Consider the following 24,812-nt stretch of genomic DNA (forward strand, 5'->3'; position numbering starts at 1 on the left):
AATCAGATGAGGGGGTTACCCTCGAGGACCTTCTTCGACAACGCTTCCCAATCACCAAAATCCGGCGTGTTCGCCCAGTTCGGCTCGACGTCAACTCCGTGGAACTGCTCCAGGTCTTTTGTCTGTTTGGAGTGATCGATCCGCGTGTGCTGCCCCTCGCCGTTCGGAGACAGGTGCAATTGATTGGAGAACAGGGGCTTGTTGGCCAGTGCACGTTCCTTCGGTCTGAAGTCATCAGGTTCGGGGAAGATCTTGTAGATCACTTCGCTGAGGAACAGCCGTCCGCCCCACCGGTTCGAATACGTGGCAAGGGTCACATTGCGGTTGTTTGCGTCCCAAACGAACACTTGGAAAGCTGGCCCGTCGATGGCAATTCCGCCCCGAGGCGTGACCTCCATGGTCCAGGACGGTACAGCGGATGCGGAATCGATTTCAAAGCCGCCGTCGTCCCGCCTCACGAAGGTGCCGACGCTCGGTTCGGCGGGGACCACAGTGAACCAGTCCATCTGGTCATCCTGATGCTGGTGCCAACGCCCGCGACACTCTTGCTCGCTCAGGAATCCTCTCGGATCCGGCGTCCGGGTGAAGTGATTCCACTTCTGCATGTAGAGGTATCCGTGCTCGATCACCGGTTCCTCAATTGTCCTCGAGTTCTCGGCTCTACCGAATCTGAACATCAATCACCCTCGGCATTGAAAGAAGCACCGCGCCAATGTGCGTCAGCCCGCGCTGGGGGAAAGTTTCTGGGCACATATCGAGCGCCGACGCCATCCACGCTCTCGTCAAGCCGTAGTTCAGTCAATTGAATGCCTCTAGATCATTCACGCTGTCTGCCTCCGCTCGAGCTTAGCCGCACGATCGAGCACCTTGATCAACGGCTTCGGCGCCAGGAACGCTCGTGCCAGCCCTTGAGCGGTGAAGCCGTCTGCACCGACCAACCTGGCCTTCGCTCCGGCACTCAGCATTGCACTGGCGCCAGCCACCGCGTCGTCCACAGAGACCGGATGTGGGTTCGATCGATTCGGTCGCACGGGGAGAGAACGTCGTACGAGCAGTCGGAGCGGTGTCTCTCCAGCCACGGCAGAGTTGAGCAGAGCCGCATCGGCATGAACTGCTGATTGGATGTCGATGAGGGACCCATGCGTAGCGGCCTCGAACACGACCGATACGCCCGCCTCATCATGCTCGAACACCCGATCCTGCTGCAGCATGGCGATGAGCCCGGCTGGTGCGTCCCCCAAGATTCGGGCATAGCTCAGTGGGGTCGCACCAAAGTCGTTGACATGGCACGGATCAGCGCCGGCGTCGAGCAAGACGGCGACCGGATCAAGTCCGCCGTCGCCTGAGTTCGTCACTGCGAGCTGCAGCGGCGTCGTCCCCCAACGGTCCGGTGAGTCCACCTCCGCCCCGAGGGCCAGGAGTGCTCGCATCGCATGCACCGCACCGGTCTGAGCCGCGAAGTGGAGGGGCGTGAGGGCGTCGGCATTGGCGCGTGATGCTGAAGACACTTCGAAGCCTTCCGACGCGATCCTCGTGATCGCCTGCGCATCGTCCGCGATGATCGCATCCCAGAACGCAGAACTGTCCATCGCTGTGCTCATCGGATGATGCTATCCAGGACGTCCACGCCACCCGACTGCAAGCCCAGCTGGTCGGATCTGCGCTTCTTCCGAGCAGTCTCACGTCTGATGAGACGAGACTGCTGTCGACCCCCTTGCACTCGCGGGAGACTGAGAGATCGATCCGTTCGACGGGTGACCGTCTCGAGCGCATCGCCCAAGCAATGCAGGAGCCCCGCTACTCGCGCGGCTGAGGCAGGCGCGTCATTCCGCCGAGATGTACCGCGCGGGAACGAGCAAGGCGAGGGTCACCCGGCCGTGGCCCTCCGTGAACTCCACGCCCTCCCGGTGCGCGCGAGCTGCATCGATTCGCAACAGGACGGGAGCGGTGGACTTGCGCCGCCCAGCCTGCATAGCCAGCTCGCGATCGGTCGTCAGATGCGCGTACTGGCGCCCCATCGGCAAGAGCCCTTCGCGCAGGATCGACTCAGCCGCAGCGGGGGAAGTTGCATGCCAGAGCACCGGCTGCGGAACGATCGCCGGCTTCACGATGCGCTCGTCCGTCGAGTGCCCGTACTGAGCACGGATCCGGTCGCTTTCGACGGCGAAGCGCTGCTTGTCGGACTCGGCGACCACTCGGCGCAGATCTTCCAACGATGCCTGAATGCCCGACCGCTCCAAAGCGTCGGCAAGATCTGCGAGCGGGACGCTCCCGTCAGCACCGAGTTCCAGCCCGTACGCACCCGGTTCGTGCCGCAACGCGTGCGACATCGCCTTGCTGATCGACGCGTCCCTACGAGGCATGTCTCAGTCCTCTTCCTGCTCCGCGAGCCACGCTGCTCGATGCTCCTCCATCTCCTCCCACCAGACGTCGAAGGACGTCCACTGCCCCCGGTACTCCGTCCCAGGCGAAGCAAACGTATGGATGATCAGCACGGGAGGGTCGCCCGAATGGTCGCCACCGTCAAAGCAGAACACATCGTCAGTGTCCTGGTGCTTTGCGAAGGGTACGAGGGAACGGACCGGATACTGCTCCCCAACGATGTCGACCCAGTTCTTTGTCTGGTTCTCGTACTCAGACGTCCACATGAAGGGATCGATGTCGGGAAGCGGGTCTTGTGCAAGGGCACGTTGGAAGCGCTCGGGATACTGAAATCCTTCGGGCGCAATCAAGCGCGCCTCGACTTGCCGTTCCTCGACGGTTGTTAGTCGATGTTCCCTCACTGTGGTCCTTCGGGGAGCTTCGGGGGTCGTGAGACCCATCTGGATTCGCTTTCAACCAATTCGCGCCTTGCGACTTTATCCGACCCTCAGCGCCCCCAGCGTTCTGGGCTCGGCGTGGCCACGCTTCGTGAAGCGTTCAACCTCTTTTGCCGTCAACGATTGATGAGGTTCGTGTACTCGGCCCCTGCACCGGAAAATCAGTGTGAGACTTGGCCGATCGTCGGATCAATTCAGATTGGCGCTTGATCAGTTCCTGCCTTGCCCTGCTACCCAACCAACGGTCAACGGAATCCCGAGCAATCGCAAAGAGTTCCAGCTAAGAACTCTGCGGGTGGACCCTCGACCGTCACCTCGTTCCCCTCCGCTCGAGCCGGAACTGGCTTCACCGAGACCGACTGATGACCCGCTGGCCCCGTTCCTCTATTTGTGATTCAACCGATGTGTTCGTTTGAAGAGCAAAACAGGCACTGCCGTCTTTTGGTACAACAAAGGGGGCATTTCCAGCTAGGCTAAACAATGGGTTTTGTGTCTCGTAATACTCTCGACTGTTGTATAGAACGATCCACCAATCGTCGGTCTCGATCCATCCCTTATCCCAAATAAGGTCTTCATCATCGCGCACTTCCTTCGCAAATTCGTCCCGAGCATCCTTCAGAGTTCGCATGCAAAATCACCGTGTCTTGAGTAGGAAGAGTTGATCGAAGTCACCCCTGTCCCGCGGATGGACCGGATGCGCGCAGCGTCTGCCTCCACGATGGCCGCCCGGTACATCTTTGAATCAGCCGCGGCCCCTCCCCGAGGTCCTCGTTCGAAAAGGTAGGCAACTCATCTGTACCGCTGGACGTCGACGAGATCGACTGGGTAGTACGGCGACGACCGCAGCGCCGAATCGTCAAGCCCCCGCGCCACCACGAGCCCAGCGGCTTCCCAAGCCCAGTATCCAAAGTACGCCTCGAACCGGTCTCCCTGCACTGCCTGCAGAGCCGGTGCCCACCAGATGAACGAGATGTTCTTCTGCCACGCGTGCACATACCTGTTCAACGCAGACACGGCACGATCGGGCGGAGCACTTGCTGCCGTAGCAAGGTTTTGGAACGGTCGCTTGTGCCACACGGTGTCCCGCTCCGGATCAACCTCCAGCAGCACCCCGAGCACTGGATCAGCACCGCCAGCAGCAGCAACAATCCCGATCAACCGATCCATCAACTCCGGAGCGACACCGATGCACCGCGCTACAGACGACAGCCACAACGCGTTGTAGTACGTCGACTTGTTGTCGAACTCCAATGGATCCAATGGGAATCCCGCATCCGTCACCGCCGCGTAGCGGTTCCAGGTCTCCCAGACCGTCACGGCCGACTCGACGTCCGCCGCGAGCTCGAGCACGGGCGCTCCGGCTGAATAGCGCGCTCCCAGCAGGAACAGCACATTCTCCAAGTTCGCCGTGGTCCGCATGATGCCAGCCCTGACGTCATCCGACCGGAAAGTATGGCTGAACGGACGAAACTTCTCGATATCCCGCTCGAGGACTCTGAACGCGTCGTCCCAGTAGGCAGCATTCACTCGGTCATCGCGTGGAGTCATGATGTTCCGCTCTTGCGGAACCGCTTGACTTCGTCCGCGGTCAACGCCTCGTTGTGCTCGTGCGCCCGGGTCCGCACCGGAGTACCAGTTTCGCGCGCCGTCCTGATCCGTGTGTTGTCCATACTCGAGACAGCTCCGTCGGGCATTTCGGCGACATCCACAGGGTGACCGCGCCAACCGCCGTCGCGTATGCTGTTGGTGATGTCGTCGTGGTTGCATGGTTCGCCGGTAGTCCGGTCGATCTTGTTTGCAGGAGATGGACTTCTGCGAGAACCGAACCGCCCCAGGTTCCACGATGGCCGCCCATTACACCTTTGAATCACTCCCTGTACCTTCCAGAGGTCCTTCGTTCGAGTGAGAACGCCACCGGCGTCGGGCCGTCTGGTAGGTCATTTCAGATGTGGTCCGGAGGGTCCCGCCTCTTACAGGAGATCGAGCGGCAGGAAGGGCGATTTCATCTCATCGAGGTGCATGTCGGTCGCTTTCGCGATCGCCGGCAGTTCCAGCGCCCAATACCCGACGAATCCCGCACCGTAGCTGTCGCCTGGGGCGACTGCTTCCAGCGACCCCATCCAATCCATCGGTTTCATCCGCGATGGCCAGTCTGCGAGATACGTCTCGATTGCATGGCTGGCTTCGACTGGCTGCTCGAGCGCCGTGAGCAGGGGCCGCGCGAACCGCGGCGTCGAATGCTTGTTCTGATCCCAGGAGTGCTGAAGTCCGGTCGCAGACGCGAGCGCCGAGAACAGCGGGTCCGCCCCCTGCCGAACCACCGTCTCGAGGACCGTCCGCGCATGAGTCGTCCGGCCACAGCCCATCGTGATGCCGAGAAGCCGCAGCACACTGATGTAGTACTCGTTTCCGTCGCCGAGGCTGGGCGACGGCTTCTGGTCGGAGGACGCTAGGTCGACCCACGTGCAGTAGGCATCCGCCACCGATTCAGCGACATCTCCGATGACGTCCAGGCCAACGCCCGCGGAGTATTGCGCGGCCAGGTAGCGGAGGCCCATGTGCCACTCGCCACGAACGGCGCTCAAGCGCTTCGTGGGATCGGTTGTTCGCTGCGCGGCAGCCTTGCGTCCTTCCCAATTGGTCGAGGTCACCTCGATGGCGCTCTGCCAGTATCGCGCATCGAACTCGGCGGCCCGCTGCCGGAGTGCAGTCTTGCGCCGGAAAAGCGGCATCAGGGGATCACCTTTCCACCCGTATCGACCATGAATCGTGTTGAACCTCCATCATGTCCGACGACGACGACACTTCGGGGGAGCTTCCCCTCGTCGAGCAGCTTCTGGACCGCGTCGAAGTGGCGCTCGTCCACGGCTCGTTCCAAACGAGTCAAGGCATCCCGCCCTGCTGGAGAGTCGATCCACTGATCACTCAGCTGACGCCCGCTCAGTTTCGTGTTCTTCAACAGGCTGTTCGGAGCAGCATCATCGTGCTTCGAGAACTTCGCCTCGCCGATCTCGTACTCGCCGGTCTTCTTGTTGAAGTAGACACCGTCGAGCCCGTTGGCACTGGTGCTGCCCTTCGTGTCGATCCGGTCGAAGCCGGAGCGAGCGTAGAGGTCGTGCATCTGCTGCTCTCCGAAGGCAGCCTTCTCGTCCTTGGTCGCGGTCCGTGCCAGGGTCCGCCCGTTCGGGTTGACCCTGACGCCGAGGGGCAGTTCGACCCGACGCCCGAACGGAACGGCAGACTTGGCCTTCCCGATGACCGATCTTCCCGCGGCGAGGACCCGGCCGCCTGCGCGAGAGATCCCACCCATGCCTCTCGCGTACTTGCCCAAACTCGCCAACCGCCCCAGTGCGCCGGCTGCGGGGACGCAGTCGAGCAGGGAGAACGCGAGGTCCCACCCGTCGGCTTCGCCCTTGCTCATCTTGTACAACGTGTCCGCCAACACCACGAGCGCGATCGCCGCGATGATCAACGTCCACGGCCCCGGGATGATCATCGCGATGATCCCACCCACCGCGACGACGACCTTCGCCACCGACACGATGGTCTCCCACGCCTCGGACCCGAAGATCTTGTCCCATGTGGACTGCTTCCCGAGGCCCGCGTCCGCAGCTTCACCGATCTTCGTCGCGGTCCGCTGCTCCGCGTCCTGCCAGTCACCCTTGGCGTCCGCCACGAGCCGCTTCGCTGCATCGATCCGCGACTGCGCCGCCGAGATGTCTCCCTGCGCCGACGACACGGAACCCTGCGCGACGGCCGCGTTGTCGGACGCTGCCCGCAACTGCGCCGGCGAGGGAACATCCACCCCGTCCGGCACGTCGGAACCCGCCGGGTACTCGTCCGCGACCTTCGACAGGTCCTTCGACGTCGACTCGTAGTGCGACAACGTCGACTGCGCATCCGCCAACCGGTCCTGCGCCGCGGCGAGGTCCCCGGTGGCGTCCTTCGCATCCGCCAACGCACCATCAGCCCGGTACTGGGTGTCATCGACCGTGTCAGCCCACCCCGACAACGCCGTCGCCGCGAGCTCGTACGAATCGACGAGCTTCGTCAGGTCCGACGGGGTGTCCTCGATCGCGTCGACGAACACATCAGCGGCCTCACCCTCCCAGTCGGTCAGCCACCCGGACCCCTTCACCGACTGCAGCCGCGTCGAGGCGTCATCGGCCGCGTCGGAGATGCGCTGGTACTCCCGCGCCATCATCCGCAACGTCGACGGATCACCCTTGACCGGATCATCACCCTGATCGACAACGTCCCACCCCGACGGCCGCCCCATCATTCCTCCCCAGGTCCGATCTCTCGCGCTGTTGTCCACAAGCGCGCGAGTGTGACCATATCAGGGGGCAGCGACGGGGACGAGTGCCACCGACCGGGGTCGACCCGTCAGAGGGCCGCGCGGACCGACTCGAGATCCGGGAAACCGCGGAGCCGGTAGCGCGTCGGGCGGACCTCGAGTTCCTCGATCAACCCGGAGGCCAGCTCCCGCAGCCGACCGAACGGCACGGGCTGCGTCTGCCCGTCGAGGGTCACGAGCACGATCGTGTCGACCGCGGCGACGACGGTCTCGACGTCCTCGGTCCACGACGAGTACGAGAAGGCCGGGTCGTCCTCGGCGAGCCGGGCGACCGAAACCGCACCGACGTGGACGTCCTCGCCCCGCCGGTCGAACGACTCCTGCAGGGCGTCCTGCTGCAGGTTCGCGGCGGTCGCCGTCCAGAGCGCGCGGATCGTCCGGAGCTCGCCGTCGAGTGACGGGTGCTCGAACCGGACCCACCCGTCACCGCGCAGCACCATGGGCGGTCCGCTCAGGACCTCGCCCTCGTCGTCGGCCAGGATCTGCTGGGCGACACCGGCCGCGACCTGGAGCCCGTCCTCGTCTTGGTCGCCGGTGACGATGAACGTCGTCGGCGCGACCGGGAAGACCACTGCGCTGCCGCGGAACTCGATGCCCTGGAACGCCTGCGGTGCGAGTACGAGCACCACGGCGAGGTCGGGGTCCTGGATGACGATCGTTCCGGGCTGGATCACCGCGACGTCGCCTCCGGCCTGCTCCTGCGCGGCGGCGACGGCTGCACGCAGGACGTCGTCGTCCGCCCAGCCCATCTCGGCGAGCGCCGGCGCGGTGAGGATCGCACCGTCCTCGTCCGCCAGGATCACGCCGAGGTCGGGTGCCACCGGCACGACGTGCGGCAGCCGGTCGGCCGTGCCGTCCGCCTCCGCGTGCAGCGTGCGGATGCCCGCGGTGTCCAGTCCGACGATCCGTGCCGTTGTCGCAGTCATGCGTCGAGCCTACGCAAGGGCTCGTACAACGGGGCGCCGCCGGAAGACCGGCGACGCCCCGAAGCGGCGGACGATCGTCCGGCCTAGAACCACTTCTCCGCACGGTGGTCCGCCTGGATGCGGCGGATCGTGTTCGAGCGCGAGCGGAGCACGAGCGAGTCGGTGTGGATGACGCCGCGCGAACGACGCACGCCGTCGACCAGGACGCCGTCGGTGACGCCGGTGGCGACGAAGAACGTGTTGTCACCCGTGACCAGGTCGTCCTGGTCGAGGACCTTGTCCAGGTCGTGGCCGGCGGCGATGGCGCGCTCGCGCTCCTCGTCGTCCTTCGGCTGGAGCTTGCCGAGGATCACGCCGCCGAGCGCCTTGATCGCGCACGCCGTGATGATGCCCTCGGGGGTGCCGCCGACACCGACGCACATGTCGATCGTCGATCCGGGCAGGGCGGCGGCGATGCCACCGGCGACGTCACCGTCGAGCAGCAGTCGCGTGCCGGCACCGGTCGCGCGGATGGCGCGGATCAGCTCGTCGTGGCGCGGACGGTCGAGCACGGCGACGACCATGTCCTCGAGGTCCTTGCCCTTGGCCTTCGCCAGCGCGCGGATGTTGTCACCGATCGGCTTCTCGAGGTCCAGGACACCGCGACCCTCGGGGCCGGCGGCGATCTTGTCCATGTAGAAGACGGCGGAGGGGTCGTACATCGAGCCACGGTCCGAGACGGCCATCACGGAGATGGCGTTCTGGCGGCCGGCGGCGGTGAGCGAGGTGCCGTCGATCGGGTCGACCGCGATGTCGCAGGCCGGACCGTGACCGTTGCCGACGTGCTCGCCGTTGTAGAGCATCGGGGCGTTGTCCTTCTCGCCCTCGCCGATGACGACGACACCGTCGAAGTTCACCGTGCCGAGGAACTTGCGCATCGCGTCGACCGCGGCGCCGTCGGCGAGGTTCTTCTCACCACGCCCGACCCACGGCTGCGCACGGATCGCGGCGGCCTCCGTCGCACGCACGAGCTCGAGCGCGAGGTTGCGGTCGGGCTGGAGGAACAGGGAGCCGGTCTCAGTCGTGGGAGTCACGACCCGAGCCTACCGACCGGCGGCCGACCGACGGTCCGGACACCGGGCCCGTGCACGCATGTGCACGCCGGACGTGAGCCGACCGCGTAACCCGGACCGCGCCTCCAGAGCTTCTGACTACGATCGGCGGGGACATCACCGAAGTCGAAGGAGATCCACGTGCCCATCGCAACGCCGGAACAGTACGCCGAGATGATCGAACGCGCGAAGGCGGGCAAGTTCGCGTACCCCGCGGTCAACGTCTCCTCCTCGCAGACCATCAACGCGGTCCTCCAGGGCCTGCAGGAAGCCGGTTCCGACGGCATCCTCCAGGTCACGACGGGCGGTGCCGACTACTTCGCCGGCCACACCATCAAGAACCGCGCAGCTGGTGCCCTCGCGATGGCGAAGTTCGCCCACGAGGTCGCCAAGAACTACGACATCACGGTCGCGCTGCACACCGACCACTGCCCGAAGGACGCCCTCGACGGCTTCGTCCTGCCGCTCATCGCGGCGAGCGAGGAAGAGGTCCGGCAGGGTCGCAACCCGATCTTCCAGTCGCACATGTGGGACGGTTCGGCCGTGCCGCTCGACGAGAACATCGAGATCGCGAAGACCATGATCGAGAAGACGCGGAACATCAACGCGATCCTCGAGGTCGAGATCGGCGTCGTCGGCGGCGAAGAGGACGGCGTCCAGCACGAGGGCACGAACGACGCGCTCTACACGACCCCGAACGACGTCGAGAAGGTCGTCGACGCGCTCGGCCTGGGCGACAAGGGCCGCTGGATCGCGGCGCTCACCTTCGGCAACGTGCACGGCGTCTACAAGCCGGGCAACGTCAAGCTCCGTCCCGAGCTCCTCGGCGAGATCCAGGCGTCCGTCGCGGCGAAGCACGGCACCGGCGAGAACCCCCTCGACCTCGTCTTCCACGGCGGCTCCGGCTCGACCGACGACGAGATCCACGAGGCCGTCCGCAACGGCGTCATCAAGATGAACATCGACACGGACACGCAGTACGCGTTCACCCGCTCGATCGCGGACTCGATGTTCCGCAACTACGAGGGTGTCCTGAAGATCGACGGCGAGGTCGGCAACAAGAAGCAGTACGACCCCCGCGCCTGGGGCAAGGTCGCCGAGACCGCCATGGCGGCTCGCGTCGTCGAGGCCGCGAAGGTCCTCGGCTCGGCCGGTCACGCCAAGGGCTGAGCAGGTCCGTCCGGTCGGGTCCACCGGCCTGGAGGAACGGGGTGCGTCCGACGGACGCGCCCCGTTCTGCGTCGGGTCGCCTCCACCGCGTGCCACGATGGGCGGGTGACCGTCGACGCCATCGCCTCCGAGTTCGCCCAGTTCGTCACCGAGTCGCCCACCGCGTTCCACGCGGCGGCGGCGACCCGTGACCGTCTCGTCGCAGCCGGGTTCACCGAGCTGTCCGAGCTCGACGCCTGGCCGACCGAACCCGGTGCGTACGTGGTGGTCCGCGACGGCGCCGTCATCGCGTGGCGCCTGCCCGACGGTGCCGTCCCGACGACGCCGTTCCGGATCCTCGGCGCCCACACCGACTCCCCCGGCTTCCGCGTGAAGCCGAACCCCGGCGTGCGCACCGGGGGCTGGGAGCAGCTCAACGTCGAGGTCTACGGCGGCGCGCTCCTGTCGACCTGGTTCGACCGTGACCTGCGGATCGCCGGCCGGGTCGTCGACGCCGACGGCAGCGTGCGGCTCGTCAGCACCGATGCCGTCGCCCGCATCCCCAACCTGGCCATCCACCTCGACCGCGGGGTGAACGACGGCAAGGAGATCGACCGCCAGCGCCACACCCTGCCGATCGTCGGGGTCGACGGCGACGCCGGTGGGACCTCCGTCGTGGAGTGGCTGCTCGCCCGGCTCGGCGAGGGTGCCGTGTCGTGGGACCTGTTCCTCGCGGACACCCAGGCGCCGGCCCGGATCGGCATCGAGCGGGAGTTCCTGGCGTCCGGCCGGATGGACAACCTGACGAGCGTGCACGCCGGACTCCGGGGCATCGTGGACGCTCCGACCGACGGTGACCACATCCCGGTGTTCGCGGCGTTCGACCACGAGGAGATCGGGTCGTCGACGCCGTCCGGTGCCGGTGGTCCGTTCCTCGAGGACGTCCTCGGCCGTGTGCAGGAGGGCCTCGGCGCCACCCGCTCCGAAGCGGCCCGGGCATTCCGTGCGTCGTGGCTGCTGTCGAGCGACGCCGGGCACCTGGTGCACCCGAACCAGCCGGAGAAGCACGACCCGACGAACCGTCCGCGCCCCGGAGCCGGTCCGCTGCTGAAGATCAGCGCGAACCAGCGGTACATGACCGAGGCGAAGGGCGAGGCCGTCTGGGCCGCCGCCTGCGAGACCGCCGGTGTGCCGTGGCAGCCGTTCGTCAACGTCAACACGATCCCCGGCGGCTCGACCATCGGCCCGATCGCGGCGACCCGACTCGGGATCCCGACGATCGACATCGGCGTCGGGCTGCTCTCGATGCACTCGATCCGGGAGCTCGTGCACGTCGACGACCTGGCTGCCCTGCACGGAGCGGTCGCGGCGTTCCTGGCCGGCTGACCTCCGGCCGGCGTCGGCGGGCTGGGGTGGTCGCGACTCCCCGCACGCGCAGGGCCGAGGGGTCACGAACTGTCGCTCGCGCCAGTGCCAGACGACACTTCGTGACCGCTCGACGGCGGGGCCGCGGCGTGTTGCGACCACTCGGCGGTGGCTGCTGCGCTCGCCCGCGAGGCTGACGACGCTCGTCGGAGGCACACCGGCACCGCGGCTGGCCGAGGGAGGGGCTGCCGAGAGGTCACGACTCCCCGCACGCACAGGGCCGAGGGGTCACGAACTGTCGGTCGCGCCAGTGCCAGACGACACTTCGTGACCGCTCGACGGCGGGGCCGCGGCGTGTTGCGACCACTCGGCGCGCGGAGACCGGCGCCGCGAGCAGCCCGGCGGTCAGGCGGTCAGGCGGTCAGGCGGTCAGGCGGTCAGGCGGTCAGGCGGTCAGGCGGTCAGGCGCCGGACTGTCGCAGCATGAAGTCGACGAAGGCCTGGTCCTGCATGACCACGACGACGAACGCGATCGTGCTGATCGCCGTGGCGACGACCGCGCCGACCAGCGGCACCCAGAACGTCCGCTTCCGTGCGCGGAGCCGACGGATGGACCACCAGGCGACCAGGGCGAAGACGACGACGTTGGTGATCGCGGCGATGGCGGCCGCCGTGCTCAGGGCGCTCGGGTCGTTCAGCGCCGTGTACTGGGTCTCGAGGGTGCGCCGCACGGTGGAGGCGACTTCGCCCACGGACAGGGACTGCACCACGGAGACGAGCCCGAAGGCGAGCAGCCCGACGGTGAGCACGAAGTCGGCCGGTGTGCGACCGAACCGGCTGCGGGCCATCGACCGCTGCGCCCCCGCAGGGACTGCACCAGAGCGAGCGTCCGCACCGGCGCGTTCGCCGCGGACGCCGTCGCTCGGAGCAGCGTCGCGCACGCCGGTGGCGGGGGCCTGGTCCTGCCGCTCCCGTGCCTGGCGCTCCCGCTCCTGGCGTTCCTGCTCGACGAGGACCGGGTTCACCCAGCCCTCTGGTGCGTACTCGCCGTAGCCGGGGGCGGGACGGCCCTGGGGCCGACCGTTCGCGGGACCGGCGGCCGACGTCGCGGACGCACCCCGGGCCTCCTGGCCGGTACCAGCGCCGGCGTCGCCGTGGTTCGCCGGGTCGCGACGCGGGACCGAGGACCAGCCGTCCGAGCCGCTCATGCCCGACGCCCGCCGAGCGCGCGCGTCGGGTTGCCCGAGGCGTCGGTGCGGAGCTCCTTGGGGAGCGAGAACATCAGGTCCTCGTGTGCGGTGACGACCTCTTCGACGGCGGCGTAGCCGGCGTCGGCGAGCTGTTCGAGCACCTCGGCCACGAGTTCTTCCGGAACGGACGCACCGCTCGTCACGCCGACCGTCTCGACACCGTCGAGCCACTCCTGCTGGATCTCCTCCGCGTAGTCGACGCGGTGGGCGGCGCGGGCACCGTGCTCGAGCGCGACCTCGACCAGGCGGACGCTGTTCGACGAGTTCGCCGAGCCGACCACGATCACCAGGTCGGCACCGGGCGCGACCTTCTTGATCGCGACCTGGCGGTTCTGGGTGGCGTAGCAGATGTCGTCCGACGGGGGGTCCTGGATGGCCGGGAACTTCTCGCGCAGCAGCCGCACGGTCTCCATCGTCTCGTCGACGCTGAGCGTGGTCTGCGACAGCCAGACGAGGTTGTCCGGGTCGGGGACCGACAGCGCGGCGACGTCGTCGGGGCCGTTCACCAGGATCGTGCGGTCCGGGGCGTGCCCCATCGTGCCCTCGACCTCTTCGTGGCCGGCGTGGCCGATCAGGATGATGGTGCGCTCGGCCTTGGCGAACCGGGTGGCCTCGCGGTGGACCTTGGTGACGAGGGGGCAGGTGGCGTCGATGGCGTGCAGGTCGCGCTCGGCGGCACCCGCGACGACGGCCGGCGACACCCCGTGCGCGCTGAAGACGACGTGCGAACCCCGGGGGACCTCGGCCACGTCGTCGACGAAGACGGCACCGCGCTGCTCGAGCGTCGAGACCACGTGCACGTTGTGGACGATCTGCTTGCGGACGTAGACGGGCTCGCCGTACTGCTCCAACGCCTTCTCGACCGCGACGACCGCACGGTCCACCCCGGCGCAGTAACCACGGGGGGCTGCGAGCAGCACCTTCTTGGGGCCGGCGACCGGTTCGTCACGCAGTCGACCCCGTGCCGCGTGCACACGCGGCGGGGCGAGCGGGACCGTGTGGCCGTTGGTGATCGTCACGTCCCCGATGATAGGTGAGCGGCACGCACGCGACCTGGGCGCGCGGAGTGCCTGTGGAGAACACGACGTCCGTCGTCTGTCACCGGTCTCGGGCACGATGGACGTCCCAGCAGGACGAGGAGCGACATGGCGATCGAACAGGGCCCGCCGACGGCCGACAACCCGTGGCCGGTGGCGCTCCTCGGCGCGAAGCTCCGCGACTGGATCGACCGACTCGGCACCGCGTGGGTCGAGGGCGAGATCACGCAGTGGAACGTCGCCGGCGGCAACGTGTACGGCAAGCTCAAGGACGTCGAGGTCGACGCCACCGTGTCGTTCTCCATCTGGTCGAGCGTGCGCTCCCGGGTGCCGGCGGACATCAAGCAGGGCGACCGGGTCGTCGCCGCACTCAAGCCGAACTACTGGGTCAAGGGCGGCTCGCTGACCATGCAGGTCGTCGAGATGAAGCACGTCGGGCTCGGTGACCTGCTCGAACGCCTCGAGCGTCTCCGCCGCACCCTCGCCGAGGAAGGGCTGTTCGACCCGGCTCGCAAGCAACGTCTGCCGTTCCTGCCGCACCGCATCGGCCTGATCACCGGCAAGGACTCCGACGCCGAGAAGGACGTCAAGCGGAACGCGCAGCTGCGGTGGCCCCAGGTGGAGTTCCGCACCGTGCACACCGCGGTGCAGGGCGAACGGACCGTGGGCGAGGTCACGGCGGCGATCCTCGAGCTCGACGCCGACCCCGAGGTCGACGTCATCATCATCGCCCGCGGCGGCGGCGACTTCCAGAACCTGCTCGGCTTCAGCGACGAAGGACTCGTCCGTGCGGCGGCCGCGGCGTCGACCCCGATCGTCTCGGCGATCGGGCACGAGGCCGACCGCCCGATCCTCGACGAGGTCGCCGACCTGCGCGCCTCGACCCCGACGGACGCCGCCAAGCGGGTCGTGCCCGACGTCGCCGAGGAGCTCGCCAACGTCCGTGCGGCCCGCGCCCGGCTCGGGCTCCGGCTCTCGCACACGCTGTCGGTCGAGGCCGACCGGCTCGCCGCGCTGCGGTCGCGCCCGGCCCTGGCGTCGACCGCGTGGCTCGTCGACACCCGTGCGGAAGAGGTCGCCCGCGACCTGTCCCGCGCCCGCGAACTGCTCGACCGCCGACTGGAGCGCGGGCACTCCGAGGTCGGGCACCTGACCGCCCGGCTCCGGGCACTCTCGCCGCGGGACACCCTGCGCCGCGGGTACGCCATCGTGCAGCGGGCCGACGGCGGTGTCGTCCGCGGCACCGACGACCTGTCCGGAGCGACGCCGGTGCACGTCACGCTCGGTGCCGGCACGGCCACGGGCACGCTCGAGCCGGACGGCCCCGGCCCGGACGGCTCCTGACCACCACGGGTGTTCTCCACAGCCTGGGTCCGGGCGACGGATCGTCGGTGGACGCTCGGTAGGATCGACCCGTGCCATCCCAGCAGGAACCCGAGCAGACCGACGTCCAGTCGCTGAGCTACGAAGCGGCCCGCGACGAACTCGTGCGCGTCGTGAGCGAGCTCGAACAGGGCTCCGCGACCCTCGAGCGTTCGCTGGCGCTCTGGGAACGGGGCGAAGCCCTCGCCGCCCGGTGCGAAGAGTGGCTCGTCGGCGCCCGCGCACGGCTCGACGCTGCCCGTGCCGCCAGCGACGCCCAGGACGGCTCCGGCCGATGACCGACGCCAACGGCCGCCCGATCGTCGCCGAGCTCGGTCGCCCCGAGACGGCAGAGGAGACGTGGGCCCGCAAGGACGCCGCCCGGACCGCCCGCCGGCAGCACCAGACCGCGTTCAACCTGGTCATCGCGCTCATCGCCTCGCTCGGCATCGTGCTGTTCCTGGTAGCGGTCGTCGTCCGGCCCGACACCACGGTGGACCGCACCGTCGACTACCAGCAGATCGCGGCGAAGGCGAACGTCGACGACGTCACCCTGGTGGCGCCTCCGCTGCCCGACGGCTACAGCGCCAACCGCGCGGACTTCGCCAGCAAGACCACCGACGGCGTGGACGTCTGGACCGTCGGCTTCGTGACGCCGGACAAGCAGTACCTCGGTCTGCAGCAGGGCATCGACGCCAACGCCTCGTGGGTGTCGAACCAGCTCGACCAGCGCCCGTCCACCGGTGACCGCACGATCGGTGACACGGAGTGGACCGTCTACGACCGCCGCGCCGAGGGCACCGATGCCGGCAACCACGCGTACTCGCTCGTCTCGACGTTCGGCAAGAACACGATCGTGCTCTCCGGCACCGCCGACGACAAGGCGTTCCGGACCGTCGCGACCGCCGTCTCCCGAGAACTGACCGAGTAGACGACGGGCACCGCCCCGCCAGTCACCACCCCGTCCCACCCGAACCGAGGAGCCCCATGCCCGACCGCGCCGCCTCCACCCCGTCCGACGCCCTGCGCCTGCTGGTCGACGGCAACGCCCGCTTCGCCGCCGACAAGCGCCGGATGGGCCGCGTGGACCCGGACCGCCGCACCGAGCTCGAAGGATCGCAGTCGCCGTTCGCGACCGTCCTCGGCTGCTCGGACTCGCGGGTGCCGTTCGAGCACGTCTTCGACGCCGGCATCGGTGACCTGTTCGCCATCCGCAACGCCGGCCAGATCGTCGACGACGTCGTGCTCGGCTCGATCGAGTTCGCGGTCGTCGCCCTGGGCACACCGCTGGTCGTCGTGCTCCGGCACACCCGGTGCGGTGCCGTCGCGGCAGCGCGCTCCGGTGAGCCCGTCCCCGCCCCGCACCTGCAGGCCCTCGTCGACGCGATCGCCCCGAGCGTCGAGAAGGTCCGGCTCACCGACGCCGAGCTCCCGCAGGAAGCCGTCGGCGCCGCACACCTCGAAGCCACCCTCCGCCAGGTGATCGAGCGCTCCGGCGCGGTCTCCGACGCCGTGGCCGAGGGTAGATTGGCCGTCGTCGGGGCGACGTACGACCTCGCCACCGGAGAAGTCACCATCGACACCGTCGTCGGCCAGGTCTGACCGACCCGACGACGACCGAGCCAGACGAAGACCGACCCCGACGACGACCGCCCCGGCGACCCCGAGGCGCAGGCACGGGCCGGCGCGACCGCGACCGGCGAGCACCCCAGGAAGGACCACGACGACGTGACCGACACCACCCCGACCGAGTTCCGCATCGAGCACGACACCATGGGCGAGGTGCGGGTGCCGAAGTCCGCGCTCTACCGTGCCCAGACCCAGCGCGCCGTCGAGAACTTCCCCATCTCGGGCACCGGGCTCGAGTCGGCGCAGATCGTGGCGCTCGCCCGGATCAAGCGCGCCGCGGCCATCGTGAACGGAGAGCTCGGCATCGTCGAGCCCGCCGTCGCCGACGCCATCGCGGGTGCGGCCGACCTGATCATCGGTGGGCAGCACCACGACCAGTTCCCGGTCGACGTCTACCAGACCGGCAGCGGCACGTCGTCGAACATGAACATGAACGAGGTGCTCGCGACACTGGCGTCCGACATCGCGGGTTCGGCAGTGCACCCGAACGACCACGTCAACGCCTCGCAGTCGTCGAACGACGTCTTCCCCACCTCCGTGCACGTCGCCGTGACCGAGGCGCTCCTCCGCACGCTCGTGCCTGCCCTCGAGCACCTCGCCGAGTCCCTCGAGGCGAAGGCCACGCTCTGGGCCGACGCCGTGAAGTCCGGCCGGACGCACCTGATGGACGCCACGCCCGTCACCCTCGGGCAGGAGTTCGGGGGCTACGCCCGCCAGATCCGCCTGGGCGTCGAGCGTGTGCAGGCGACGCTCCCCCGCGTCGCCGAGGTCCCGCTCGGCGGCACCGCGGTCGGCACCGGCATCAACACCCCCAAGGGGTTCCCGCAGCGGGTCATCGCCCAGCTCGCGAGCGACACCGACCTGCCGATCACCGAGGCCGTCGACCACTTCGAGGCGCAGGGTGCGCGTGACGCCCTGGTCGAGGCCTCCGGAGCGCTCAAGGTGCTCGCCGTCAGCCTGACGAAGATCAACAACGACCTGCGCTGGATGGGCTCGGGTCCGAACACCGGCCTGGGCGAGCTGCACATCCCGGACCTGCAGCCCGGCTCCTCGATCATGCCGGGCAAGGTGAACCCGGTGATCCCCGAGGCCACCCTGATGGTCGGCGCCCGGGTCATCGGCAACGACGCCACCATCGCCTGGGCCGGTGCCTCGGGTGCGTTCGAGCTCAACGTCGCCATCCCGGTGATGGGCACGGCGCTGCTCGAGTCGATCCGCCTGCTGGCGAACAGCTCGCGCGTGCTCGCGGACAAGACCATCGACGGCCTGCAGGCGAACCTCGAGCGTGCCCGCGCCTTCGCGGAGTCCTCACCGTCGATCGTCACCCCGCTCAACCGGGTCATCGGCTACGAGGCTGCGGCGAAGGTCGCGAAGTACGCCGTCGCCGAGGGCATCACCGTGCGCGAAGCCGTCGTGGCCCTCGGCCACGTCGAGCGCGGCGAGGTCACCGAGGCGCAGCTCGACGAGGCGCTCGACGTCCTGAGCATGACCCACCCGAACTGACGCGACGCTCCTGACGCGCCCATCGGACGGACGGGAGGCCCGGTGCCAGCTGGCACCGGGCCTCCCGTCCGTCCGATGGCGGCTCTGCCCGCCTCACGCGCTGAGCGACAGGTCACGCGTCCGGAAGCGCGTGACCTGTCGGTGAGCGCGAAAACGGGTCAGTGTCTGCCGCGCTACGCCAGGTCAGGCGAGTCGAGCAGATCCGTGACCAGGGCCGCGATCGCGGAGCGCTCGGACCGCGTCAGCGTGACGTGCGCGAAGAGCGGGTGCCCCTTGAGCCGCTCGATGACCGACGCGATCCCGTCGTGCCGGCCGACCCGCAGGTTGTCGCGCTGCGCGACGTCGTGGGTGAGCACGACCCGTGAGTTCTGACCGATGCGGGAGAGCATCGTGAGCAGCACGTTCCGTTCGAGCGACTGCGCCTCGTCGACGATCACGAAGGCGTCGTGCAGGGAGCGGCCGCGGATGTGGGTCAGGGGTAGCACCTCGATCAGGCCGCGCTCGATCACCTCGTCGAGGACGTTGTCCGACACCACCGAGCCGAGGGTGTCGTAGACGGCCTGCGCCCACGGGTTCATCTTCTCGCCGGCGTCACCGGGCAGGAAGCCCAGGTCCTGCCCGCCCACGGCGTACAGCGGCCGGAACACCATGATCTTCTTGTGCTGCTGCCGTTCGAGCACCGCTTCGAGTCCGGCGCACAGGGCGAGCGCCGACTTGCCCGTGCCGGCGCTGCCGCCGAGCGAGACGATGCCGATCTCGGAGTCGAGCAGCGCGTCGATGGCGAGCCGCTGCTCGGCCGAGCGCCCGCGGAGGCCGAAGACCTCGCGGTCGCCGCGCACCAGGGCGACGGCGCCGGCGACGTGCACGCGGCCGAGGGCCGATCCGCGTTCGGAGTGGATGATGACGCCGGTGTTCACCGGGACGCCGTCGAGCTTCGAGGACCGGATCTCCTCCTTCTCGTACAGGTCGGACATCTGCTCGCCGGACACCTGCAGGTCGGCGATGCCGGTGTAGCCCGAGTCGACCGCGAGTTCGGCGCGGTACTCCTCCGCCGCCATGCCGATCGAGGACGCCTTGACCCGGAGCGGCAGGTCCTTCGACACGACCACGACGTCGAGTCCGTCGTTCTTGAGGTTCGACGCGACGGCGAGGATGCGGGAGTCGTTGTCGCCGAGCTGCAGACCCGACGGCAGGACGGACTGGTTGGAGTGGTTCAGTTCGACGCGGAACGAGCCGCCGTCGCCGATCGCGATCGGGAAGTCGAGCCGCTCGTGCTCGATGCGCAGTTCGTCGAGCAGCCGGAGGGCCTGCCGGGCAAAGTACCCGATCTCCGGGTCGTTGCGCTTCGCCTCGAGTTCGCTGACGACCACCACGGGCAGGACCACGGCGTGCTCGGCGAAGCGGAACAAGGCCCGCGGATCGCTGAGGAGCACCGATGTGTCGAGCACGTACGTGCGCTGGGCGACCGATGTGGACGAGTCCGCGGTGTGCTGCTGCTGTGCTCCGCGAGAGACGTTCTGAGAGGTCACGACCACTCCATCCCCGGGCCGCGACGGGCCCGGTCCTGTCCTCGAACGCGGCCACGGAGCGGGTCCCGAAGCACCGACTGTGGCCGCTTCGATCGGGCGCGGTGCCCGATGGGGACAACGTACGTCCGGCCCCCGACACCCCGACAGCGACACGCGGTTTCCGGAGTTACGGTCGCGTGAACAACGCGAGCGCGGCTCGCGACGCCGCGCGCGGCGGTGGCGTCGAGTGGTCACGAACCGACGGGTGCGGCGGCGCCGGCCGACAGGTGGTGACCACTCGGCGGACGTGAGCGGGGCGCCGTGACCGATCGCGGACTCCGGACGGGAGGCCCGTGGCGGCCTGGCACCGCGCCTCCAGGCCGTCCGGTGGTCGCGACTCGTCGCGCGCGCAACGCCGACTGGTCACGAACCGTCGGCTGCGACGGCGCGAACCGACCGGTGGTGCCCACTCGGCGGACGTGAGCGGGGTGTCGTGACCGCTGCGGGACGCGGACGGGAGGCAGCAAGCGCAGCAGCCGCGCCGCTGCTACTGCATGGTGGCGTACGAGACGCAAGCGTCGCGGAACATGTCCAGGGTCTCGTCGGTGGTCGACGGGAACACGGACACCCGCGCGACGCCGAGCCGCGTGGTCGCGGTGACGCCGTGGTTGTGCATCGCGGCGGACAGAGCCGTCACGCGACCCTGCGTCGGCCGGAGCACCACGATGCCGGCGCGCTCGGCCGGGTCGCGGCTGGACTCGACCTCGAGCCCGAACTCGTCGGCGATGGCGAACACGCGCTCGACGCGGTCGGTGACCCGCTCCTGCACGGCGGCGACGCCGACCGCGGTGAGGCGCTCGAGCGACACCGCGAGCCGGGCCTGCGCGACCGGGTCGATGCGGGACATCTGGAAGCCGGCGGCCCCCGGACGCACCGCCGGGACCTCGGTGGGCCAGCCGGACGTGCCGTGCGGGCCGGACAGCGCCGGACGGATCCGGTTCAGCGCACGGTCGCTGAACGCCACGAACCCGGTGCCCCACCCGGCGTGCAACCACTTCTGTCCGCCGGTGGCGACGACGTCGGCGACCTCGTACGGGGCGTCGACGACGCCGAAGCCCTGGATCGCGTCGACGATGAGCAGGCGGTCGCCGATGACCTCGCGGATGGCGGCGAGGTCGGTCAGGTAGCCGGTGCGCCAGTCGACCAGGGACACCGCGACGGCGGTCACCTCGTCGGTCAGGCGCTCACGGATCAGCTCGGGGGTCACCCAGCCGGCACCCGACTCGATGACGACGGGCTGCACCCGTCCGCCGGTGGCCGAGGCTGCGCTGGCGAGTGCAAGGGGCAGCGACGGGTACTCGTCGGCGGACACGAGCACGCCACCGGTCAGACCGAAGGCGGTGTGCAGCAGGCCAGGGGTCGTCGCGGCCTGCGAGACGACCTGGTCCTCACGGCGGCCGACCAGGCGGGCTGCGACGGTGCGGACGCGGGCGTCCTGCTCGTCGAGGGTCTCCATGGCGCCGAAGCGCATGTGTGCCTGGATGGTGCCGAGCACACGCTGCTCCTCGAGCACGGCGGTCTGCACGGGGCCGAACGCAGCGTGGTCGAGGTAACCGGGGTCTTCGGAGAAGCCGGCGGCGTACTCGTCGATGTTCACAGGTGGTGCACCTTTCACAGGGTTGAACCCTGAGAGCCTACTGGGACGCGGCTCCGCCGACGAACCCGGTGCGGGAGGTGGCTGGTCAGCCGCCGAAGCGACGCGACCGGAGTCCGAAGTCACGGACCGCCCGGAGGAAGTCGACCTCGCGCAGGTCCGGGTAGAAGGCCTCGACGAAGTAGAACTCGCTGTGCGCGCTCTGCCACAGCATGAAGTCGGACAGCCGCTGCTCGCCCGAGGTCCGGATCACCAGGTCGGGGTCTGGCTGGCCCTGCGTGTACAGGTGGTCGCCGATGAGCTCCGGCGTCAGGACCTCGGCCAGGGTGTCGATGGTGCCGCCACCCGCGCCGTGCGCCTGCACAATGCTGCGCATGGCGTCCGCGATCTCACGACGGCCGCCGTACCCGACGGCCAGGTTGACGTGGAGGCCGGTGCGGCCGGCGGTGCGCTGCTCGGCCTGTTCGAGCGCGGTCACCAGGTTGTCCGGCAGCCCCTCGTTCGACCCGACGTGCTGCACGCGCCAGTCACGGTTGTCGGCCAGGACCCCGGCGAGGTCGGCGATGATGCCGACGAGTTCCTCGAGCTCCTCGCCGCCGCGACCCGTCAGGTTGTCGGCCGACAGCAGGTACAGCGTCACGACCTCGATGCCGAGGTCGTCGCACCACGTCAGGAACTCCGGGATCTTCGCGGCGCCGGCGCGGTGGCCGTGTGCGGCGGACTCGAGCCCGAGCTGCTTCGCCCAGCGGCGGTTGCCGTCCACGATCATGGCGACGTGCTTGGGCTTCGCTGCACCCTCGAGCTGGCGGCGGATCCGGCGCTGGTAGGCGCGGTAGAGGATCCCTCGCCCTGTCCATCCCGCCGTCCCGGTCACGCACCGAGCGTAGTGCACCACCGACACCGGATCCCTGAGGCTCCCGCTCTGCGGACACGTGGCTGTCGTTCGGGGTCAGGCCCTATGGTCGGGACCATGCAGGACGAGCACGAGACCGGAACACTCCCCCACGTCCCGTTCACGGAAGAGGCGTCGGCGACCGCGACCGCCGCCGAACCTCGTCCGGCCTGGCGCGGCTGGATCCACCTCGGCGCGTTCCCGTTCGCGATCGCGATGGGGATCGTCCTGATCACCCTCGCCGACAGCACCGCGGCGAAGGTCGGCAGTGCCGTGTTCATGGCGACGTCGTTGGCGATGTTCGGTGTCTCCGCGACCTACCACCGGTTCCCGTGGGGGCCGAAGGTGAAGGCCGTGCTGAAGCGCATCGACCACACCAACATCCTGCTGCTCATCGCCGGCACCTACACACCCGTCGCGATCTGCGCCCTGCCGCACACGCTCATGGTCGTCGTGCTCTGGGTGATGTGGTCGGGCGCCGCGCTCGGCATCGCGTTCCGGGTGCTCTGGATCAACGCGCCCCGCTGGCTGTACGTGCCGATCTACCTGGTGCTCGGGTGTGCCGCCCTCGGGCTGCTGCCGCAGTTCTTCGCAGCGAGCGTGCCGATGACCGTGCTCATCCTGTCCGGCGGCGTCGCCTACATCATCGGCGCCCTGGTCTACGGCTTCAAGCGGCCGAACCCGGTGCCGACGCAGTTCGGGTTCCACGAGGTGTTCCACGCTCTGACCGTGGTGGCCTTCGGTGCGCAGTGGGTCGGCGTGCTCATCGTCGCGCTGGACCCGGTGCGCTGACCGTCGCTCGTTCCTTCCCAGAACGGGTGCGATGCCTGGTGGTTCCGGGCGTACTCACCCGGAAGTTCCGCCCAGGTACGCCCGTTTCGACCAGGTACGCCCGGTTCGACCAGGTACGCCCGGTTCCGGTAGGCGCGCACAAGGCGGACTGGAGGCCCGTGGCGGGGTCGCCACCCCTCCCTCGCAGGCTCGGTCGGCGCGGCCCGCGTGCCGCTGGCGCGTCACCGCTGAGCGGTCCGCGCCAGTCCGCCTTGTAGTCGCGCCAGTCCGCCCTGCAGTCGCGTCAGCCGCGCTCGGTGTCGTCGCCGACGTCGGCCCGGCCGTCCTCGGCCGCCCGCCGCTCCGGCTCGTCCGTCGCGGTGCCGTCGCCCGCGGTGCCGTTCGCCTCGGCCTCGAGCCGCTCACGCACCTCGGCGCGGTAGCGGGTCCGACGGATGCGTCGGGTCATGTCGACCACGAGCAGGATCGTCACGATCGCGACGAGTGCGATCGCGATGAACCCGACGACACCCGGGGTGACGTCGACGTCGGGGACGACCGAGGGGCTGGGGCTGGGGGTGGCGGCGAGTGCCGCCGCGATGGTGCTCACGAGGTCGGTTCCTTGTCGGCTGGGATCCCGGCGAACAGGTCGGTCTCCGGGAGCTCGGTCGGCACGCGTGCCTCCACGAGCTGGTAGTCCTCGGTCGGCCACACCGTCGCGAGGAGGTCGTTCGGCCAGTAGAAGAAGGCACTGTCCGGTGCGACCTGGCTGGCGTGCGCGCGGAGTGCGGCGTCACGCTGGTCGAAGTACTCGTGCACGTCGACGTGGGTGGTGGCGAGGTCGGGCCGGTCGGCGAACCGCTCGACCCACTCGCGCAGCTGCTCGATCGCGGGGCTGTCCGGGTCGCGCTCCTGCAGGGCTTCGAAGATCGTGCTGAAGCGGCGCGGGTTCATCGTGCGCTCGTAGTAGAGCTTCGCGATCGACCACGGGGCACCGGCGGACGGGTACGCCGACGGGTCGGCGGCGGCGGACCACGCGGCCATCGACACCTCGTGCGTGCGGATGTGGTCGGGGTGCGGGTAGCCGCCGTTCTCGTCGTAGGTGACGAGCACGTGCGGGCGGAACCGGCGGATCACGCGGACGAGGGCCTCGGTGCTGTACTCGAGCGGCACCGTGGAGAACGTGCCCGGCCGGACCGTCTCGCCCTTCTCGGCGTCGGGCAGCCCCGAGTCGTGGTACCCGAGCCACACGTGGTCGATGCCGAGCGCCTGCTGCGCCGCGGCCATCTCGGTGCGGCGGTACCCGGCCATGTCACGGTGGGCACGGCTCGTGGCCGGCTCGCCGAGTTGGTCGTTCAGGATGTCGCCGGCCTCGCCACCGGTGCAGGACACGACGAGCACCTGGTGCCCGTCGGCCACGTACTTCGCGGCGGTCGCGGCACCCTTGCTCGACTCGTCGTCGGGGTGGGCGTGGACGGCCAGCAGACGGTAGGGCACGT

The 24,812-nt window shown here is 68.8% G+C and carries 25 protein-coding genes; 8 read left to right on the forward strand and 17 right to left on the reverse strand.

What is annotated here, in order from left to right:
* Positions 1 to 2 precede the first annotated feature (2 nt).
* The 10 genes from DEJ06_RS06875 to glpX form a co-directional block, all read right to left on the reverse strand.
* Positions 3 to 629, reverse strand: coding sequence for a hypothetical protein (locus tag DEJ06_RS06875; protein WP_111038837.1), 627 nt, complete (start codon positions 627 to 629; stop codon positions 3 to 5).
* Positions 630 to 821: 192 nt separating this feature from the next.
* Complete coding sequence (locus DEJ06_RS06880; protein WP_258372447.1) at positions 822 to 1,601, reverse strand: ankyrin repeat domain-containing protein; 780 nt, start codon at positions 1,599 to 1,601, stop codon at positions 822 to 824.
* A 222-nt stretch (positions 1,602 to 1,823) separates the two neighbouring features.
* On the reverse strand, positions 1,824 to 2,363 hold the full coding sequence (locus DEJ06_RS06885; protein ID WP_111038838.1) for an RNA 2'-phosphotransferase: 540 nt from the start codon (positions 2,361 to 2,363) through the stop codon (positions 1,824 to 1,826).
* Between the two features lie 3 nt (positions 2,364 to 2,366).
* A complete protein-coding gene (locus DEJ06_RS18025; RefSeq protein ID WP_146245807.1) occupies positions 2,367 to 2,822 on the reverse strand; it encodes an SMI1/KNR4 family protein in 456 nt (151 codons plus the stop codon).
* A gap of 343 nt (positions 2,823 to 3,165) precedes the next feature.
* Positions 3,166 to 3,447 carry a YrhB domain-containing protein gene (locus tag DEJ06_RS18705; protein WP_111038839.1) on the reverse strand — a complete coding sequence of 94 codons (282 nt, stop codon included), beginning with the start codon at positions 3,445 to 3,447 and terminating at the stop codon, positions 3,166 to 3,168.
* Positions 3,448 to 3,608: 161 nt separating this feature from the next.
* Complete coding sequence (locus DEJ06_RS06900; protein WP_181436797.1) at positions 3,609 to 4,367, reverse strand: PoNe immunity protein domain-containing protein; 759 nt, start codon at positions 4,365 to 4,367, stop codon at positions 3,609 to 3,611.
* Positions 4,368 to 4,789: 422 nt separating this feature from the next.
* Complete coding sequence (locus tag DEJ06_RS06905) at positions 4,790 to 5,551, reverse strand: PoNe immunity protein domain-containing protein (protein ID WP_111038841.1); 762 nt, start codon at positions 5,549 to 5,551, stop codon at positions 4,790 to 4,792.
* On the reverse strand, positions 5,551 to 7,101 hold the full coding sequence (locus DEJ06_RS06910) for a putative T7SS-secreted protein (RefSeq protein ID WP_375537988.1): 1,551 nt from the start codon (positions 7,099 to 7,101) through the stop codon (positions 5,551 to 5,553). Before DEJ06_RS06910 ends, DEJ06_RS06905 begins: the two co-directional genes overlap by 1 nt.
* A gap of 104 nt (positions 7,102 to 7,205) precedes the next feature.
* A complete protein-coding gene (locus DEJ06_RS06915) occupies positions 7,206 to 8,102 on the reverse strand; it encodes a hypothetical protein (RefSeq protein WP_111038843.1) in 897 nt (298 codons plus the stop codon).
* A gap of 83 nt (positions 8,103 to 8,185) precedes the next feature.
* Positions 8,186 to 9,175 (reverse strand): class II fructose-bisphosphatase, encoded by a 990-nt coding sequence (gene glpX / locus DEJ06_RS06920; protein WP_017886722.1) that lies wholly within the window; start codon positions 9,173 to 9,175, stop codon positions 8,186 to 8,188.
* A 159-nt stretch (positions 9,176 to 9,334) separates the two neighbouring features.
* Here glpX and fbaA point away from each other — a divergent pair, with 159 nt between their 5' ends.
* Positions 9,335 to 10,363, forward strand: coding sequence for a class II fructose-bisphosphate aldolase (fbaA, locus tag DEJ06_RS06925; protein WP_017886723.1), 1,029 nt, complete (start codon positions 9,335 to 9,337; stop codon positions 10,361 to 10,363).
* A 105-nt stretch (positions 10,364 to 10,468) separates the two neighbouring features.
* Positions 10,469 to 11,728, forward strand: a complete 1,260-nt coding sequence (locus DEJ06_RS06930) for a M18 family aminopeptidase (RefSeq protein ID WP_111029591.1) — start codon at positions 10,469 to 10,471, stop codon at positions 11,726 to 11,728.
* A gap of 440 nt (positions 11,729 to 12,168) precedes the next feature.
* Here the strand turns inward: DEJ06_RS06930 and DEJ06_RS06935 are convergent, their stop codons facing one another.
* Both DEJ06_RS06935 and DEJ06_RS06940 read right to left on the reverse strand, forming a co-directional pair.
* A complete protein-coding gene (locus tag DEJ06_RS06935) occupies positions 12,169 to 12,915 on the reverse strand; it encodes a DUF6264 family protein (protein ID WP_111038844.1) in 747 nt (248 codons plus the stop codon).
* Positions 12,912 to 13,976: a 4-hydroxy-3-methylbut-2-enyl diphosphate reductase gene (locus DEJ06_RS06940; protein ID WP_081827167.1), complete on the reverse strand. Its 1,065-nt coding sequence runs from the start codon at positions 13,974 to 13,976 to the stop codon at positions 12,912 to 12,914. Before DEJ06_RS06940 ends, DEJ06_RS06935 begins: the two co-directional genes overlap by 4 nt.
* 126 nt (positions 13,977 to 14,102) lie before the next feature.
* Between DEJ06_RS06940 and xseA the strand changes: the two genes are divergently transcribed.
* The 5 genes from xseA to DEJ06_RS06965 all read left to right on the forward strand — a co-directional run bounded on the left by xseA (position 14,103) and on the right by DEJ06_RS06965 (position 18,488).
* On the forward strand, positions 14,103 to 15,338 hold the full coding sequence (gene xseA, locus DEJ06_RS06945; RefSeq protein WP_111029593.1) for an exodeoxyribonuclease VII large subunit: 1,236 nt from the start codon (positions 14,103 to 14,105) through the stop codon (positions 15,336 to 15,338).
* A gap of 71 nt (positions 15,339 to 15,409) precedes the next feature.
* Positions 15,410 to 15,655 carry an exodeoxyribonuclease VII small subunit gene (locus tag DEJ06_RS06950; protein WP_017886728.1) on the forward strand — a complete coding sequence of 82 codons (246 nt, stop codon included), beginning with the start codon at positions 15,410 to 15,412 and terminating at the stop codon, positions 15,653 to 15,655.
* The gene (locus DEJ06_RS06955) at positions 15,652 to 16,287 is read left to right on the forward strand and encodes a DUF4245 domain-containing protein (protein WP_071405755.1); all 636 of its coding nucleotides are present in this window, start codon (positions 15,652 to 15,654) and stop codon (positions 16,285 to 16,287) included. Before DEJ06_RS06950 ends, DEJ06_RS06955 begins: the two co-directional genes overlap by 4 nt.
* Positions 16,288 to 16,343: 56 nt before the next feature.
* On the forward strand, positions 16,344 to 16,958 hold the full coding sequence (locus DEJ06_RS06960; RefSeq protein ID WP_027464510.1) for a carbonic anhydrase: 615 nt from the start codon (positions 16,344 to 16,346) through the stop codon (positions 16,956 to 16,958).
* Between the two features lie 126 nt (positions 16,959 to 17,084).
* A complete protein-coding gene (locus DEJ06_RS06965) occupies positions 17,085 to 18,488 on the forward strand; it encodes an aspartate ammonia-lyase (protein ID WP_111038845.1) in 1,404 nt (467 codons plus the stop codon).
* A 173-nt stretch (positions 18,489 to 18,661) separates the two neighbouring features.
* Here the strand turns inward: DEJ06_RS06965 and DEJ06_RS06970 are convergent, their stop codons facing one another.
* From DEJ06_RS06970 to DEJ06_RS06980, 3 genes are all read right to left on the reverse strand, one after another.
* Positions 18,662 to 20,023, reverse strand: a complete 1,362-nt coding sequence (locus tag DEJ06_RS06970; RefSeq protein ID WP_181436796.1) for a PhoH family protein — start codon at positions 20,021 to 20,023, stop codon at positions 18,662 to 18,664.
* Positions 20,024 to 20,543: 520 nt separating this feature from the next.
* Positions 20,544 to 21,653 (reverse strand): aminotransferase class V-fold PLP-dependent enzyme, encoded by a 1,110-nt coding sequence (locus DEJ06_RS06975; protein ID WP_110860697.1) that lies wholly within the window; start codon positions 21,651 to 21,653, stop codon positions 20,544 to 20,546.
* A gap of 85 nt (positions 21,654 to 21,738) precedes the next feature.
* On the reverse strand, positions 21,739 to 22,524 hold the full coding sequence (locus DEJ06_RS06980; protein ID WP_110864496.1) for an isoprenyl transferase: 786 nt from the start codon (positions 22,522 to 22,524) through the stop codon (positions 21,739 to 21,741).
* Between the two features lie 96 nt (positions 22,525 to 22,620).
* Here DEJ06_RS06980 and DEJ06_RS06985 point away from each other — a divergent pair, with 96 nt between their 5' ends.
* Positions 22,621 to 23,334, forward strand: coding sequence for a hemolysin III family protein (locus DEJ06_RS06985; protein ID WP_071406128.1), 714 nt, complete (start codon positions 22,621 to 22,623; stop codon positions 23,332 to 23,334).
* A 283-nt stretch (positions 23,335 to 23,617) separates the two neighbouring features.
* Here the strand turns inward: DEJ06_RS06985 and DEJ06_RS06990 are convergent, their stop codons facing one another.
* Together DEJ06_RS06990 and mca are read right to left on the reverse strand one after the other, a co-directional pair.
* Positions 23,618 to 23,923: a hypothetical protein gene (locus DEJ06_RS06990; protein ID WP_017886736.1), complete on the reverse strand. Its 306-nt coding sequence runs from the start codon at positions 23,921 to 23,923 to the stop codon at positions 23,618 to 23,620.
* Positions 23,920 to 24,810: a mycothiol conjugate amidase Mca gene (gene mca, locus DEJ06_RS06995; protein ID WP_027464504.1), complete on the reverse strand. Its 891-nt coding sequence runs from the start codon at positions 24,808 to 24,810 to the stop codon at positions 23,920 to 23,922. The genes DEJ06_RS06990 and mca overlap by 4 nt, the downstream gene beginning before the upstream one ends.
* Between the last annotated feature and the right edge of the window lie 2 nt (positions 24,811 to 24,812).

Origin of the sequence: Curtobacterium sp. MCLR17_051 (assembly GCF_003234395.1) — a bacterium.
GTDB classification, from domain to species: domain Bacteria; phylum Actinomycetota; class Actinomycetes; order Actinomycetales; family Microbacteriaceae; genus Curtobacterium; species Curtobacterium flaccumfaciens.